This window comes from Streptomyces sp. NPDC050856 (assembly GCF_040653855.1).
GTDB lineage: Bacteria > Actinomycetota > Actinomycetes > Streptomycetales > Streptomycetaceae > Streptomyces.
Genome location: NZ_JBFAGV010000023.1, coordinates 22,039 through 36,922 on the forward strand (window position 1 = coordinate 22,039; position 14,884 = coordinate 36,922).

The window sequence follows — 14,884 nt, forward strand, 5'->3', positions numbered from 1 at the left end:
AGGTTCGGACTATTCGAGCTGATCGTGGCAGCCGTGTTTGCCGGGTCCCCTTGGCTTGGCAATGCCCGTACCGTGCCGTCCTCCGGGCGCAGACTCTGCTGACCGACGCAGACCGACGCCAGGGTGGCTCTGGGCAAGGAGGACGACTGAGGTTGCCGTGCCGGATTTTTGCATCGAGGCGAACCTGATGCACAAGAACCCGAGGACTACCCCCGCAGGCGCGGGGACGACGGTCAGCACTCGGCGGCACGTGCGGCACTCCAAGGACTACCCCCGCAGGCGCGGGGACGACGCCCCAAGATCCTCCGCTTGTGTTCCGAAAAGAGGACTACCCCCGCAGGCGCGGGGACGACGGTGGTGTGGCTGGTGATGATGCAGTCGACGTCGGACTACCCCCGCAGGCGCGGGGACGACTCAAGCTCCGGGGCTGACTCAGGCTCATCCGGCGGACTACCCCCGCAGGCGCGGGGACGACTCGCGCCGCTCGAACCGCTCGTCGCGCGGATCCGGACTACCCCCGCAGGCGCGGGGACGACATGCCGGGACGCTGCGCGAGCTCCCGGGTCAGCGGACTACCCCCGCAGGCGCGGGGACGACACTTCTTGACCTGCGCGGATGCTAGCAGTTGGGGTGGTTTTCATTGAGCAGAGTCGGGGCTGAGGCATGCGGTTCAGGGGTGTTGTCAGTGGGTGGGTCTATGGTGCGGGTCCACTGTACGGAGGAGGCTGCGCCAGTGGAGCAGATGCGGTCGATTGTCGACCTGATGCGGGCGATGGGGCTGTCGACAGAGGCCATCGCCGGGGTGTCGCGGTTATGGGGGAAGTCGGCGGCGCGTAACGGGGGGCGAACGCACCTGCTGCTCGGGCACTTGCTGGACACCGCCGCAGTGGCGGAGGTGATGTGGGATCGATACATGTCGGCTGCGTTGCGGCGTCGTCTGGAGGACGTCAGTGGCGGGCGCGGGCGGTTGTGGTTCATGTGGATCTGCGGGATTCACGACTGCGGGAAGGCGTGCCCGGCCTTTCAGGCTGTGGATGAGGAGGAAGCAGCTCCGGTCAGGGCGGCGGGGTTGACGTGGGGGCGGTTGCCGGCGGATCGGCGGCAGCGGTGGCGGCATGACGTGGCGGGTGCCGCGTTGCTGCGTCCGAGATTGGTCGCGGAGTGGGGCAGTGCGCAGAGCGCGGCGTGGGTGTGGCCGTTGGTGGCCGGCCATCATGGGGTGTTTCCGTCCGTTCAGGGGTTGAAGCCCAAGCACCGGGAGGTCCAGGGGCGCGGAGCTGGGTGGGAGGAGGCGCAGCGGGCGGTCGTGGATGTGTTCACTCGGGCCGTCGGGTTTGAAGATCTGACTAATGTGCGCCCGGTGGGGGCCTTGAACAGGGCGGAGCAGCTGGCGTTGTCCGGGCTGATCGTCATGGCGGACTGGATTGCCAGTGACAGCGAGCAGTTCGCAGGGCTCGCGGATGCGCGGGAGGTGTCTCTTGCCGGGGCTCGTCGGCGTGCTGAGGCGGCGTGGGAGCGGCTCGGTCTACGGGGTGGGTGGCGTGAGCTTGCCGTGCCGGAAAGTCTGTTTGCTCCGTTGACGGGGCGGTTGGGGGTGTCTCCAAGGGCCTCGCAGCGTGAGCTGGTGGAGCGGGCGTGGTCGATGCCCGTGCCGGGGTTGATGGTGGCCGAGGCTCCTATGGGGGAGGGCAAGACGAAGGCCGCGCTGGCGGCGGCCGAGGTGCTGGCGGCCCGGTTCGGGCTGGACGGCGTTTTCGTGGCCATGCCGACGCAGGCGACCAGTGACCCGATGTACGAGCAGGTGCTGGAGTGGGTGCGGTCGTTCGACTCGGATTTGGAAGCGCAGGTCGCGCTGTTGCACGGCAAGCGTCGCTCCAACCCGACGTGGCGGAGGATCTGGGAAGGTGAACGGGTGACCTCCGACGGGCTATGTGTCGTAGAGGACGGGTGGGTGTCCTCGGATCCGTTCGATGTCTACGGGGCGACCGAGGAGGACGCCGAATACGGCATGCCGTCCTGGTCGTCAGCCGGCAGCCCCGGGGTGCAGGGGGAGCGGGACAGCCCGGCCCGGTGGTTCCTGGGCAACAAGCGGGGCCTCTTGACGGCGTTCGCCGTCGGCACCGTGGACCATCTCCTGCACGCGGCGACCCGTACGCGGCACGTGATGCTGCGTTTCGCGGGGCTGGTCGGCAAGGTCGTGGTGGTGGATGAGGTACATGCCGCGGACGTCTACATGCGGCAGTTCCTCCTGGAGGCGCTGCGCTGGCTCGGACAGGCCAGGGTTCCGGTGGTCCTGCTGTCGGCGACGCTTCCGCCGGCGCAGCGACAGGCTTGCGTTGACGCGTATCTGTCGGGTTCGTTGAGTGCGGCGGACGTGTCGTGCCCGGTGCCGGAGCCGGCCGGCTATCCGTGTGTCACCGTGGCCTACGCCTTGGACGGGGCGGCGGTGGCGGAGAGTTCCCAGCGTGTAGTGCCGTCCTGGCGCGCGTCGGTGCCGACGCGGATCGACTGGCTTCCTGATATCTCCACGGACGGGGCGTTGGTCGCCTCGGCAGTGCGGGAAGAGGTGGTCAAGGGTGGTGTGGCGCTGGTGGTGGTCAATCAGGTCGACCGGGCCCAAGCCATTTATCGTGCCCTGGTGGAGGGCGGGTTCGATGGGCGGGTGCGGTTACTGCACGGGCGTCTTTGCTCGACTCACCGGGCGGAGCGGACCGAGGAGTGCCTGCGGCTGCTGGGACCGGAGGCCGGCGAGGGCCGGCCCGAGCGGATGGTGGTGATCGCGACACAGCTGGCTGAGCAGTCGTTCGACGTGGACGCGGACCTGCTGATCACGGACCTCGCCCCCGTCGATCTGCTGCTGCAGCGTATCGGGCGGCTCCACCGGCACAGCGGGACTCGTAGGCCGGCCGCAGTCGCCGAGCCGCGTGTCCTGGTGACCGGCGTGGCGCCCGGAGCGGGAAGGCGTCCGTGCTTCCTGCCCGCCTCGAAGAAGATCTACGGGGAGTGGGCGCTGCTGAGGGCGGCCGCCCTGGTCGCCGAAGCTGCGGGGCCGCTGGGCGCAGGAGCGCGGCAGAGCGGCGGGTGGAGCATCCCGGCCGACGTACCGGACCTGGTCGCCAGAGCCTACGGGGAGGCGGAGGTGTGCCCGCCGGAATGGGATGAGGGCGTGGCCCGGGAGGGGTGGCATGTCCAGGAGGAGAAGCGGGGGAAGAATGCGGAGGGGTTCTTGCTGACGCGTCCCCGCGAATGGGGAGCGCCGACGCTGGAGGGGCTCCACTACGCGGGCAGCCGAGCCGCGTCCGAGGAAGATCTCGACGCCGTGGTGCGTGACGGTGAGCGGTCGGTGGAAGCGGTGATCGTCCGGCGTTCGGCCGGCGGGTACCGGGCGGTCGACGGGACGTGGATCGGTGTGCACGGCGAGGTGGACGACGAGACCGTGGTCGATCGGCTTTTGGGGGGCACGGTGAGGTTGCCGGCCCGGCTCACGGAGGCAGCGGAAGCGAAGCAGGCCGGGCTCGCTCCGTTGCCGGGGTGGGCTGGTCATCCCTGGCTCCGGTATGCGCGGGCGCTGGTCCTGGAGGAGGACGGGGCGGCCGTGCTGGGTGCGGACCGGGTCTCGTACGACGACACCTTGGGGCTGGTCGTCGAACGGGGCTGAGCAGCGCGTGAAGCCGGCTGCGGAGACCCGTCGTCCCCCGCTGCGGAGACGACGGGAAGTGCTGGATGCGAAGACTTCGGCTTCGGAGGAGGGCGACTCCATGCGCCGGCGGACAGGGTACAGGATCACTACTCACCTATGGGATCTATCAGATCAAATCCATTCAATCGTGCTGTTTCGATTGTAAGAACGAGTTGCCGCATGCGAGGCTCTCGGTGAGCGGCTGAAGCGCCAAAAACCCTTACCCTAAGGCGAGTTGCCGTGTCCGCCTGTGCGCCCGAGAGGCGCGTTATGAGTCATGGAGGGGGCGCCATGGGCGCGGACGGAGACATCGTCCACGACGGCTTGCTCACCGCAGTCGATACCGACGGCTCGGTGCGCACGACCGGCCTGTTAGGCGTGTTGACCGGTGCGCACGCAGTACGGCGGCTGGAGTTGCCGGTGCCGACGATGCTGCCCGCGCTGCTGCGTCAGCTCTTGTTGCCGGTGATGTGGGACGCCCTCGGCGTGCCGCGCACACGGGGAGAGTGGGCGGAGCGGTTCGAGCGTGGCCGGTTCTCGGATGCCGAGATGACGCACCTGACGGACTACCTCGGCCCCCGCTACGGCGACCGTTTCCGGCTGTTCGATGACAAGCGCCCGTTCGCACAGGTCGCTGGTCTGGAAGCGCTCAACGGGGAGACGAAGCCGGCCGCGCAGCTCGTTCCGTCGATCGCGTCCGGCAACAACGTGCCGCTGTTCAGCTCGCTCACCGAGGGCGACGAGCTGCTGCTATCGCCCGGCCAGGCGCTGTTGTGGCTATTGCACACGCAGTGTTGGGACACAGCCGCCATCAAAACCGGGGCCGTCGACGATCCGCAGGCCAAGAACGGCAAGACGACCGGAAACCCGACGGGCCCGCTCGGGCAGCTCGGCGTGGTCGTACCGACGGGCCAGACCCTGTACGAGACGCTGATGCTGAACACGCCGATCCTGCCCGACGGACTGGAGCCGGCAGACCGGCCCCAGTGGGCGTGGGACGAGCGCCCGGCCTCGCCTGGCTGGAAGTCACCGGCCGGCCCCGAGTGGTCATCGCGCCCCGCCGGAGAACGGCTGGACCTGCTGACCTTCCAGGCCCGCCGTATCCGGCTGGTCCCGTGTCAGACGGAGCGGGGCCTGTACGTGCGTCGCGTGGTCGTCTCCGCCGGCGACCGACTCGCGCAGACTCCGGAGTACGAGCCGCACACCGCCTGGTCGCACTTCGCGAAGCCGAAGGCCGGTCAGCCACAGCGGCGCCCCCGCCGCCACGCGTCCGGCCGCTCGGCCTGGCAGGGCCTGGCCACCCTGCTCGCCTTGGCGGTACCCGTCGAGGGAGACGGCCCGTACACCTCCGTCCTCCTCCGGCAGCTCGCCGATCTGCACGCAGAGGAGGTCCTGCCCGCCGACTACCCACTCGGCGTAGAGATCTGCGGCCTGGAATACGGCAATCAGTCCGCCGTCGTCGAGAACGCCATCGGAGACACCCTGCCGCTCCCGGTGGCGTCCCTGCTCGCCGAGGACGACTGGCTGCGCGCCGCGATCCTGGAATGCGTCAGCCAGGCCGACCAGGCCGGTCGCGCTCTGGACAACCTTCACAGTGATCTGCGGCGAGCTTCCGGCGGTGAACCACTGCCGTGGGACAAGGGCCAGCACCCCTCCTCCCGGCTCCTGCACGGCCTCGACGGCACGATGCGCCGCCTGCTGGCTGGGCTGCGCACGGTCGGTGAGGACGGCCACCTGCTGGAGCGGGCCCAGCTCGCCTGGGAGCTGTCCGTGCGGGCGGTGGCCGTCCGGGAGGCCGAGACACTCCTTGCCGCCACGCCGCCACACGCCGTGGTGGGGCGTGCCGAGAAGAGCAACGGCAAGGAGATCGTGTACCGCAGTGGCAAAGCCGTCGGCCTCTTCCACAAAAAGCTCGCCGAAATCCTGACCCGGTCCCCCGAGGACAGCTCCGGTGGCGGGGAGGCGGCGGCATGAGCACCGCAACCGGCAAAGTCGGCAACGACCGGCGCACCTACTTCTGGGAAGAGGCCGTCAGCGACTGGCACGCCCACGCCCAGGAGGACCGCCCCCGCTTCTCGGAGCACATCACGCGCAAGCTGCGCGGCCTGCGCGACGGCATCAGCGGAGAGCCGGGCACCGTCCCGGCCATGCGGGACGCCCACCGGGTGCGGCTGACGGACACCGCCCGGGAATCGGACCGCCTCCCCGCCTCCTACATCGCCGAGCACGCAGCGCTCACCCTCTTCGGACGGCACCAGCAGGCAGCCGCCGAACCCGCCCACCTCCCGGGCACCGGCCTGGGCAGGGCCTGCCGGGAACTGCGCCGCGCCGACACGTTCTCGGACAGCGCTGTGGAGCGGCGGCTGATGGCCGCCGCCGGCGCCCAGGACCTCCACGAGCTCGTCCAGCACCTGTACCGGCTCGTTCTGCTGCTGGCGCAGGCGGGCATCGGCCTCGACTACACCCGACTGCTGCACGACCTCACCCGCTGGGAAGGGCCGGGCCGAGACCGGGTCCTGCGCGCCTGGGGACTGCAGTACACCGAACCGGCCGCAGCGGCCGACGGCACCGAGGCAGCCCCGTACTGGGTCCCTTACACACCAAACCAGGCGGACAACGGCGCACAGCTCGCGGCCCTGAGATCCGGCACAGGCCGTGAGGCCGGCACCGTCCCCGCGATGTGGCCGCACTACCGGACCCACATGCCCACGAACCTCCGCGACACCGGAGCCCTCACCAGGGATCTGATCGCCGAGCACACGGCGCTCACCCTCTTCGGGCGCCACCAGCAAGGCCACCGCCGGCCGATGCACATCCCCGGCAACAGCCCCGGCACCGCCGCGCGCCTGCTCCTGGTGAAGGACGGCAACGGGGGAGAGGCACTGGAACGCCGGTTCGGAACCCTTCTCACCTCGATCGACGCCGGCGAGCTGGCGATGCACCTGCGGGGTTTCATCACCCCCCTCGCCCGCGCCGGGATCGGCCTCGACTACGACCAGGTGCGCACCGCGCTGCGCACCTGGGACGACCCCAAGCGGCCGAACGCCCAAAGCCGTCTTCGCAACCGCTGGGACCGCGACTTCCACGTCGAGCCCAAGTCCAAGAACTCCTGACGACGGGGCCGGACAGGCAAAACCGGCCGGCACCACGTCTCCCTCCCCCGCTTCAGCTCCGCATCGCCCTGCGGCGATGCCCCATGTCTCCAAGGAGCCCGTTGATGCCACAGCCCACCCTGTTCGTCGAGGTCCACATCCTGCAGAGCCTGCCCCCCTCCAACGCCAACCGGGACGACTCCGGCACCCCGAAGCAGGCGCTCTACGGCGGCGCCCGCCGAGCCCGCGTCTCCTCCCAGGCATGGAAGCGGGCCACCCGCACCGAATTCGCCAAGGCCGTCGAGCCGGCCGACCGCGCGACCAGGACCAAGCGCATCGCCGCCCTGCTCGCCGAGCGGCTCGCCCGTCCGGCCGCAGAGGGAGGCACGGGGCTGGACACCACCCAGGCCGACCGCCTGGCCGCCGCCCTGCTGGAGCCCCTGGGGATCACCAAGTCGTCCAAGAAGGAGGAGCAGTCCGCCTACCTGCTCTTCTTCGGCAAGCGCCAGCTCGACGCGATCGTCAAGCTCCTCGACGGTCGTACCGCGGAACTGGCCGCCCTGCCCGACGCGGACCTCAAGGCCGAAGTCGGCAAGCTCCCCGTGGTCACCACCCTCACCACCGGCCACCCGGCGGAGGTCGCCCTGTTCGGCCGCATGGTCGCCGACCTGCCCGCCCTCAACGTGGACGCCGCCGTCCAGGTCGCCCACGCCCTGTCCACCCACGCCGTGCGCACCGAGTTCGACTACTACACCGCCGTGGACGACGAGAACACCGAAGACCACGGCGCCGGCATGATCGGCACCGTCGAGTTCAACTCCTCCACCCTCTACCGCTACGCGGTCCTCGGCGTCCACCAGCTGCGCGACAACCTCAGCTCTCCCAAGGACACACGCGAGGCGGCCGTCCGGTTCGTCGACGCCTTCACCCGCTCCATGCCCACCGGCCACCAGAACTCCTTCGCCCACCGCACCCTGCCCCACCTGGTGCTCCTCACCCTGCGCACCGACCAGCCGGTGAACCTCGTCTCCGCCTACGAGGAGCCCGTCCTCGGCGTCACCGGCCTGGCGACCGAGTCCGCCGTACGCCTGGCGGGCGAGCTGCACTCCGTCACCGCCACCTGGGGTGCCGAACCGGTCAGGACCCTGGCCGCCTACAACGTCGAGGCCGACAAGCTCACCGAGGTGCTCGGCCCGTCCGTCGCCTTCCCGACACTGCTCGACTCGCTCGGCGAACTGGTCGGGCAATGGCTGGCGAACGGCGAGATCACGAAGGCCGACGCGTGATGACCGACGACGCCGTCCTCGTCCTCAAACTGGCCGCCCCCCTGCAGTCCTGGGGCGGCCCCTCCCGCTACAACCGGCGCGAGACCCGACCCCAGCCCACCAAGTCCGGCGTCCTCGGCCTCCTCGCCGCCGCCGAAGGCCGCACCCGCGAAGCCTCGATCACCGACCTGCTCAACCTCCGGCTCGGCGTGCGCGTCGATCAGCCCGGCACGCTCCTGCGCGACTACCACACAGCCAGCGACCGCCGCGGCCTGCCGCTGCCTTCCGCCAAAGTGAACGCCAAGGGCGTACAGACGAAGACCAGCCCCGCCAAGTACACCAGCGTCACGCAGCGCTTCTACCTCCAAGACGCCGTCTTCGTCGCCGCGCTGCGCGGACCCGCACCCCTCCTGGAGCGCCTGGAACACGCCGTACGCCACCCCTTCTACCCCCTCTCCCTCGGCCGCCGCTCCTGTCCGCCCACCGGACCGGTCAGCCTCGGCCTGCAGGCCGACGCCGAACTCCCCGACGCGCTGGCGGCCGTGCCCTGGCAGGCGTCCGCCCACCGCCGCAGCCAGGTCCGGACGACGGAAGTGCGCCTGGAGGCCACGGTCGAAAACCCGGCCGGCGACCAAGTCGCCGTCGACGTCCCCAACACCTATGACCTCAAGACCGGCACCCTCTTCGGACGCCGGGACGTCCGGCACCTGTGGGTCACCGTTCCCACCGGTCGGCAAGCAGCAGAACCCGTCGACGGGAAAGCCCCTCCCGCCGACCCCGGCCATGACCCGTTCGCTCTCCTGGGCTGGTGACCCGAATGCCCTACCTGTCGAAAATCGCCCTGAACCCGCGGCGCCGCACGGCCGTCTCCCTGCTGTCCAGCCCCCACCGCCTGCACGCGGCGGTCCTCGCCGGACTCGCCGTACAGCCCGTCACCGAACGGGTCCTGTGGCGGATGGAGAACAACACCCCTCACCGTGCCGAGATCCTCACCCTGACCGAAAGCCGCCCCTCCTGGCAGCACCTCGTCGACGAAGCCGGCTGGCCCGGCGCCGACGGCGGCGCACCGCTCATCGCCGACTACACCCCCCTCCTCGAGCGCATCGCCATCGGCACGGAGTTCGGCTTCCGTCTAACCGCCAACCCCGTCCAGACCGTGTCACGCCCCACCAAGCCCAGCGAGCAGCAAGACGCCCGCCTCAAGGCCCACGCAGAACAGCCCGACGCCGCCGACCGCCGCCCCCGCGGCTTCCGCGTGGCCCACCGAACCGCAGCCCAGCAACTCAACTGGCTCCTCGCCCGGGCCGAACGCCACGGCTTCACCATCCCTGAAGCCTGCCTCGACGCGCCGGCGGCCCCAGGAATCGAAGCCGACGGCCCGCTCACCACGGGTCCCGCCGTGTCGATCGTCAGCCGCGACATCCTGCGCTTCGCCAAACAACAGGGCGGGCCGCAGGTCACCCTCTCCACGGCCACCTTCGAAGGGCGGCTGAGAGTCACCGACCCCGACGCGCTACGCGCGGCACTGCTGACAGGCATCGGGCCAGCCAAGGGATACGGGCAGGGACTGCTCACCCTGGCCCCAGTAAAGGCGAAGGCGATGACGACACATGCCTGAGCCGTGGTGGCGGGCGGGCCCGCAGGAAGTACACCGGCTGGAGGACCGCGTCTCCAGCCTGTACGTCGAACGCTGCCACATCGACCGCGACGACAACGCCGTCGTCCTGGTCAACAAAGCACGCGTCGTCCACGTACCGGCGGCCTGGCTCGCCGTCCTCCTCATCGGCCCCGGAAGCCGCATCACCCACGCAGCCGTCACCCTGCTCGCCGACTCCGGCACCTCCCTGTGCTGGGTCGGCGAGCACGGCGTCCGCCTCTACGCCTCCGGCCACGGCGTCGCACGCGGCTCCCAGCTCCAACTGCGCCAGGCATGGCTGGTCACCCGCCCCAAGGAACGCGTCGCAGTCGCCCGCCGCATGTACGACATGCGCTTCCCCGGCGAGAAAACCTCCGGCCTCACCCTCCAGCAACTACGAGTACGGGAGGGCACACGCATCCGCCAGCTCTACGCCCAGCACTCAGAACGCACCAAAGTGCCCTGGACCAAGCGGGACTACAAACCCGGAGACGCCTTCGCAGCAGGCGACGACGTCAACCGGCTGCTGTCCGCGGCGAACTCCGCCCTGTACGGCATCTGCCACGCCGTCATCACCGGCATCGGCGCCAGCCCCGCCCTCGGCTTCGTCCACACAGGATCCGCACTGTCCTTCGTCCTGGACATCGCCGACCTCTACAAGGCGGAGTTCACCATCCCCCTGGCCTTCGACCTCGCAGCCAAAGGACTGACCTCGGAGCGCGACGCCCGCACAGCACTCCGCGACGCCGTAGTCCAGAACAAGCTGCTGCCCCGCGTCGTCACGGACGTCAAGAACCTGCTGGTCCCGGAAGGCACCGCTCTGCTGGAGGAGGACCTGGCAGGACTATGGGACGAGGAAGAAGGTGTCGTCAGCGGCGGCCGCAACTGGGGATCGGACCCCTTCGACCCCGACAGCCACCTGAACGTCATCCCCGACCCGGACGGGAGCGCCCCCTCATGAGCGCCGCGACGACGGTCGTAGTCCTCATCGCCGCCCCTCCCGGCCTCCGAGGCCACTTGACCCGCTGGTTCATCGAAGTCGCCCCGGGTGTCTTCGTCGGCAGCCCCAACACACGCATCCGCGACGGGCTGTGGAAAGTCCTGGCCGAACGCATCCACGACGGACAGGCAGTCATGATCGAACCCGCCCGAACCGAACAGGGCTGGACCGTCCGCACAGCCGGTCAAGACCGCTGGACCCCCACCGACTTCGACGGCCTCACCCTCATGTCCAGACCCAGAGGGAGCGCTGGGCAACCATGGACGACCGCGAACCAAGTAAAGAAAAACGGCATGATCACGTAACAAAAGCCCAGGTCAGCAAGGGTCGTCCCCGCACCCGCGGGGGTAGTCCCCACGCTAGGCGCGCGGACGGATCGTTCAGGGAGTCGTCCCCGCACCCGCGGGGGTAGTCCCGCGACCGCCCATGACGGATCGGACGTCTCGCCGTCGTCCCCGCACCCGCGGGGGTAGTCCCACCTGCTCGCCGTGCACGACGTCCCCGGTGGGGTCGTCCCCGCACCCGCGGGGGTAGTCCGGCATGGCCCTGGGGGGCGCCCGGCATGAGGGTGTCGTCCCCGCACCCGCGGGGGTAGTCCTCGCCTCGCTGCCGGGCACCTGCCGGCCAACCTGTCAGCTGCCCCACGGCTTGCTCCAACCTGCCCCGCCCGCTCCGCTCCTTCACCAGTCTTCACCTGCCGCGCAGCGCCGTAGGACGGCGACAGCGTGGGGCGGCCGTGGGGCAGCGCGGCGCGGCCGGACGGCAGCCTGGAGCAGGTCCGCTTCACGGACGTCCCGCACCTGGAGTTCGAGCTTTAGCAGCCGCGCCCCGAATAGCCTACGCGGGGGGTGAGGGGGCTTGTGTCACCGTGTGGTCGGCGGCCGGTCGTGGTGGTGCGGGAACCGTGCAAGGGTGACCGCCCGGAGGAGCCATTCCACTGGGCCGTACCGGTGTCGGCTCATTAGGTGCGTGCTGAGAGCCAGTTGCAGGGCGTACAGCACGAGCGCACCGAGTATGACGACGGCTGGGCTGAGTCGGTCGTACAGGGCGAGGCCGTAGCCGGTGAAGACGAGCGCCATGACCAGGGACTGGCTCAGGTAGTTCGTCAGGGCCATGCGGCCGGCGGGGGCGAAGAGCGCTGCGATGCGCGCGCCGGGGACGGTCTCCATGAGGAGGAGCGCTCCGCAGACGTATGCGGCGGTGAGGGCGGGGGCCGTCACTGTTCCCACCATCTCGCCGGGGAACGCCCATCGGGGATTGAGCGGGCCGCTGACGGCCAGGGCCATGAAGAGGCTGCCGGGTAGGCCGATGGCCGCGCCGATCACGCAGATGCGGCGGATCCGTGTTCTGTGGCTTCCCGTGTCGGCGAGCAGGCGCCGCTTTCCGCAGTGCAGGCCGGTCAGGAAGGCGGCGAAGACGAAGCCGCTCAGGAGGGTTGTGGCGAGGAGCATGTCGGGCAGCTGGTTGATGTTGGCCTGGACGACGGACGCGGCGTCACCCCGGTAGTCGGCGACCAGCCCTGCGAGGCTCGTTGCGCTTTCGGTGTCCGGTTCGGCCGCCTCGCCATCCGACATGAGCAGGGATGCCAACCCTACGAGGAGCAGGAGGGCGCTCAGGCAGCCGTACAGGATCCGGGCGGCGCGCAGGGCCACCCGTGCTGAGCAGTTGCGTACGGCTATGAGGACCAGACCCAGCACCGCGTAGGTCATGAGGATGTCGCCGATGTACAGCAGTACGGCGTGCAGGGCACCCAGGACGAACAGGCCGAGGGAACGGCGCAGCTGCCGGGGAACGGCGCTGGCGCCGTCGCGTTCGGCGGAGGCCAGTTGGAGGGTGAAGCTGTAGCCGAAGAGGAACGAGAACATCAGGTAGAACTTGCCGACCATGAGAGTCTGGATGATGCCCTCGATGGTCCGGTCGAGTGCGGAGGCGTCCGGGGCGTCAGTGGATCCCAGGCCGTACGGGCTGGCCATCATCAGGGCGTTGACCATTAGGATGCCCATCAGTGCGAAGCCGCGCAGGGCGTCGACCTCCGGTATCCGCGGAGGGCGATCCCCTCGTGTGTGCGCAGCCGTTACGGGCACTGCTTCTCCCAAGTGGTCGTGGTGTGGGGCCCCTCGTGCGGCTTGCCGTTCAGCGGCGGCCAGCGTGGTTTGAGATTCCTCGCGCGGGTCTCGGCTGAGCGGTCGGTCATCGGGGCAGGAGGCCCAAGACCAACGCCAGTGAGGCAGCAAAGGCAAGATGGGCGACGACCAGAAGCACCCACTCCATGAGGCTCGCATGCCACTGGCTGCGGACCGTAAGGAGCCATTCGCGCACCGCGGAGCCGATGGCGAGGATGAACAACGGTGCCCAGAGGATGACCCACCAGGACCAGATATCGGTGAGTCGGAGCACAGCGGACAGCACACCGAATAGTGCCGCAGTCAGAAACCATCCTGGCTTCTGTTCGTGCTTGGCGGTACGCGGGGCGGCTGAAGAGGTGTGCAATGTGGGTCCTTTCGGGTTCGCTGTGCATCAGGCCGAAAGGGGCGTGCTGCAGCCGTGGCTGCAGCACGCCCCCTCTGTTCAGTCAGAGCTCAGCTTGATCGTCACTGGAAGAGCTGCCAGATGCCGTAGAGGTTGGCACCGACGTTGGCGGCCTGCAACGGAGCCTTCCAGTACCAGGCCAGGTTGTCGTACCAGTTCTTGAAGTCGCTGAACTTCCCGCCGACGGCCTTTGCGAAGCCCGGCACCTTCTTGAGCAGCTTGACGAGTCCGTCGAACTTGCCGGCGGTGGCCGCCTCGCCGTTGGCGAGCGACTGCAGCTCGGCCCGTTCAGTCGCGCTGTACTCGATGGGGGAGTTCAGCAGGGCGGTGGCCAGTGACTGGATGGCCTGCCGCTGCTCCAGCGCGGTTACGGAGATGGCAGGGGCGACAGGGGCAGTCGTGCTCGCCTGTGCAGCAGTACCGCCGAGACCCAGAGCAAGTGCCGAGAGTACTGCGACGCCCCCGATGCGTACCGTGTTGCGGTTCACGTATTCTTCCTTTGTGTGATGCACAAAGGGGTGCGGAACCAGGTGCCTGTTTGTGGAGCCGTCGGCTTGGACACTTTCGGCCCCGAACCGCGCCTGGCTCCGCCCCCCGTGCGAATGGACTTGTGAACGCTCCGTGTTGACGGGTCAGGTCAACCGGTTGCGTGTCCCGAGAACGTAACGCACCGAAACGATCTCACCATAGGATTTAGCGCCGTGACTGAAGTCACAGGATAATTTTCGGTCATGCCCCTCATCTGGGAGAACTTCTCCATCTGCCCGGAAGAGTGGCCGCCAGCAGCGACTTCCTCCGGCGGACAGAACGACGGCAGGTCACCTGACGTTCGACAGACGGCTTGAAACACCGGTGCGGGCTCCTGCTCGGACCAGAGGGCATGGGGCTCAGCGACGTCGAGCGCCGCCGGGCCGATGCTCTCGCCAAACTGGGATATGTGGCGCCGGCCTTCGACCTTCACGGCGGGCGCTATGTGGGCGACCCCGAGGAGATGCTGGCCCGTTGCCTGCCGTTGCTCGCTGATCCCGACCGGATGCGGGGCATCGGCCATGCGGCGCTCGACGTGTTGCGCACCGAACCGCGGACCGATCCCGACCGGATCGCCGCCGTCGGTTACGGCACCGGGGGCGCCGTCGGGCTGGAACTCGGGCGCGGCGGTGTCAGCCTGCGCGCGATCGGGACAGTTAACGCAACCACCACGGCCGACCGGGTGAGGCGGCGCGCATCCGCTGCCCGGTGTGGGCCGGGGTCGGGTTTGAGGACCCGATCATGCCGCCCGCGCAACGGAACGCGTCACCGCTGAGATGCAGGCGGCGGGCGTCGACTGGCGCCTCGCGGTCTACGGCGGCGCCTTGCACGCCTTCCACCACCCGCCGGTCGACCAGACCGTGCTCCCGGGCGTCGGCCACCACCCACGGCACGCGCAGCGAGCCTGGCGCGACGTCGTCGGCCTGCTGGCCGAGTGCCTGCCCGTGACGGAGGGTCTGGGGCATGTCCCAGGTAAGCATGCTGGCGCCGGGCACTGACAGCCCCCTCCCCTCAAGTCCGCACAGCAGACCCGCACCCGGGCGGATGCTCGATCGCGAAAATGCGTTCGCAACTGCCGCAGTAAATGCCGGATGTACTGCGGCAGTGCCGGAAGGGCGGAGCGGGCGTGACGATCGAACGGGTGACCGAACTCGG

The 14,884-nt window shown here is 69.4% G+C and carries 11 protein-coding genes, 1 pseudogene and 2 CRISPR repeat arrays; of the genes and pseudogenes, 9 read left to right on the forward strand and 3 right to left on the reverse strand.

The genetic code is table 11. The features are described 5' to 3' along the window. The first annotated feature begins 203 nt into the window (after positions 1-203). Positions 204-597: a CRISPR direct-repeat array (repeat unit 28 nt; unit sequence GGACTACCCCCGCAGGCGCGGGGACGAC). Positions 598-742: 145 nt separating this feature from the next. The 8 genes from cas3 (at position 743) to cas2e (ending at position 10,977) form a co-directional block, all read left to right on the forward strand. Continuing rightward, entirely contained in the window at positions 743-3,658 is a 2,916-nt protein-coding gene (gene cas3 / locus AB0H53_RS20350; protein WP_362115169.1) for a CRISPR-associated helicase Cas3', read from the forward strand. Between the two features lie 312 nt (positions 3,659-3,970). Beyond that, positions 3,971-5,653 (forward strand): type I-E CRISPR-associated protein Cse1/CasA, encoded by a 1,683-nt coding sequence (casA, locus tag AB0H53_RS20355; RefSeq protein ID WP_362114960.1) that lies wholly within the window; start codon positions 3,971-3,973, stop codon positions 5,651-5,653. Next, on the forward strand, positions 5,650-6,792 hold the full coding sequence (casB, locus tag AB0H53_RS20360; protein ID WP_362114963.1) for a type I-E CRISPR-associated protein Cse2/CasB: 1,143 nt from the start codon (positions 5,650-5,652) through the stop codon (positions 6,790-6,792). The genes casA and casB overlap by 4 nt, the downstream gene beginning before the upstream one ends. Before the next feature lie 104 nt (positions 6,793-6,896). After that, positions 6,897-8,057, forward strand: coding sequence for a type I-E CRISPR-associated protein Cas7/Cse4/CasC (gene cas7e / locus AB0H53_RS20365; protein WP_362114966.1), 1,161 nt, complete (start codon positions 6,897-6,899; stop codon positions 8,055-8,057). Beyond that, the gene (gene cas5e / locus AB0H53_RS20370; RefSeq protein WP_362114969.1) at positions 8,057-8,848 is read left to right on the forward strand and encodes a type I-E CRISPR-associated protein Cas5/CasD; all 792 of its coding nucleotides are present in this window, start codon (positions 8,057-8,059) and stop codon (positions 8,846-8,848) included. The genes cas7e and cas5e overlap by 1 nt, the downstream gene beginning before the upstream one ends. A 5-nt stretch (positions 8,849-8,853) precedes the next feature. Then, positions 8,854-9,654, forward strand: coding sequence for a type I-E CRISPR-associated protein Cas6/Cse3/CasE (cas6e, locus tag AB0H53_RS20375; RefSeq protein ID WP_362115172.1), 801 nt, complete (start codon positions 8,854-8,856; stop codon positions 9,652-9,654). Next, the gene (gene cas1e / locus AB0H53_RS20380) at positions 9,647-10,633 is read left to right on the forward strand and encodes a type I-E CRISPR-associated endonuclease Cas1e (RefSeq protein ID WP_362114972.1); all 987 of its coding nucleotides are present in this window, start codon (positions 9,647-9,649) and stop codon (positions 10,631-10,633) included. Before cas6e ends, cas1e begins: the two co-directional genes overlap by 8 nt. After that, on the forward strand, positions 10,630-10,977 hold the full coding sequence (gene cas2e / locus AB0H53_RS20385) for a type I-E CRISPR-associated endoribonuclease Cas2e (RefSeq protein WP_362114975.1): 348 nt from the start codon (positions 10,630-10,632) through the stop codon (positions 10,975-10,977). Before cas1e ends, cas2e begins: the two co-directional genes overlap by 4 nt. Before the next feature lie 19 nt (positions 10,978-10,996). Beyond that, a CRISPR array of direct repeats spans positions 10,997-11,270; the repeat unit is 28 nt; unit sequence GTCGTCCCCGCACCCGCGGGGGTAGTCC. A 265-nt stretch (positions 11,271-11,535) separates the two neighbouring features. On the opposite strand, the gene AB0H53_RS20390 is transcribed toward cas2e, so the two are convergent. The 3 genes from AB0H53_RS20390 to AB0H53_RS20400 form a co-directional block, all read right to left on the reverse strand. Next, the gene (locus tag AB0H53_RS20390) at positions 11,536-12,675 is read right to left on the reverse strand and encodes a DUF418 domain-containing protein (protein WP_362114977.1); all 1,140 of its coding nucleotides are present in this window, start codon (positions 12,673-12,675) and stop codon (positions 11,536-11,538) included. Positions 12,676-12,862: 187 nt separating this feature from the next. Further along, the gene (locus AB0H53_RS20395) at positions 12,863-13,069 is read right to left on the reverse strand and encodes a hypothetical protein (RefSeq protein WP_362114980.1); all 207 of its coding nucleotides are present in this window, start codon (positions 13,067-13,069) and stop codon (positions 12,863-12,865) included. 194 nt (positions 13,070-13,263) lie between these two features. Further along, positions 13,264-13,689: a hypothetical protein gene (locus AB0H53_RS20400; protein ID WP_362114983.1), complete on the reverse strand. Its 426-nt coding sequence runs from the start codon at positions 13,687-13,689 to the stop codon at positions 13,264-13,266. 353 nt (positions 13,690-14,042) lie between these two features. On the opposite strand from AB0H53_RS20400, the pseudogene AB0H53_RS20405 reads away from it, so the two are divergent. Then, positions 14,043-14,727, forward strand: a pseudogene (locus AB0H53_RS20405) (dienelactone hydrolase family protein). Positions 14,728-14,884 lie beyond the last annotated feature (157 nt).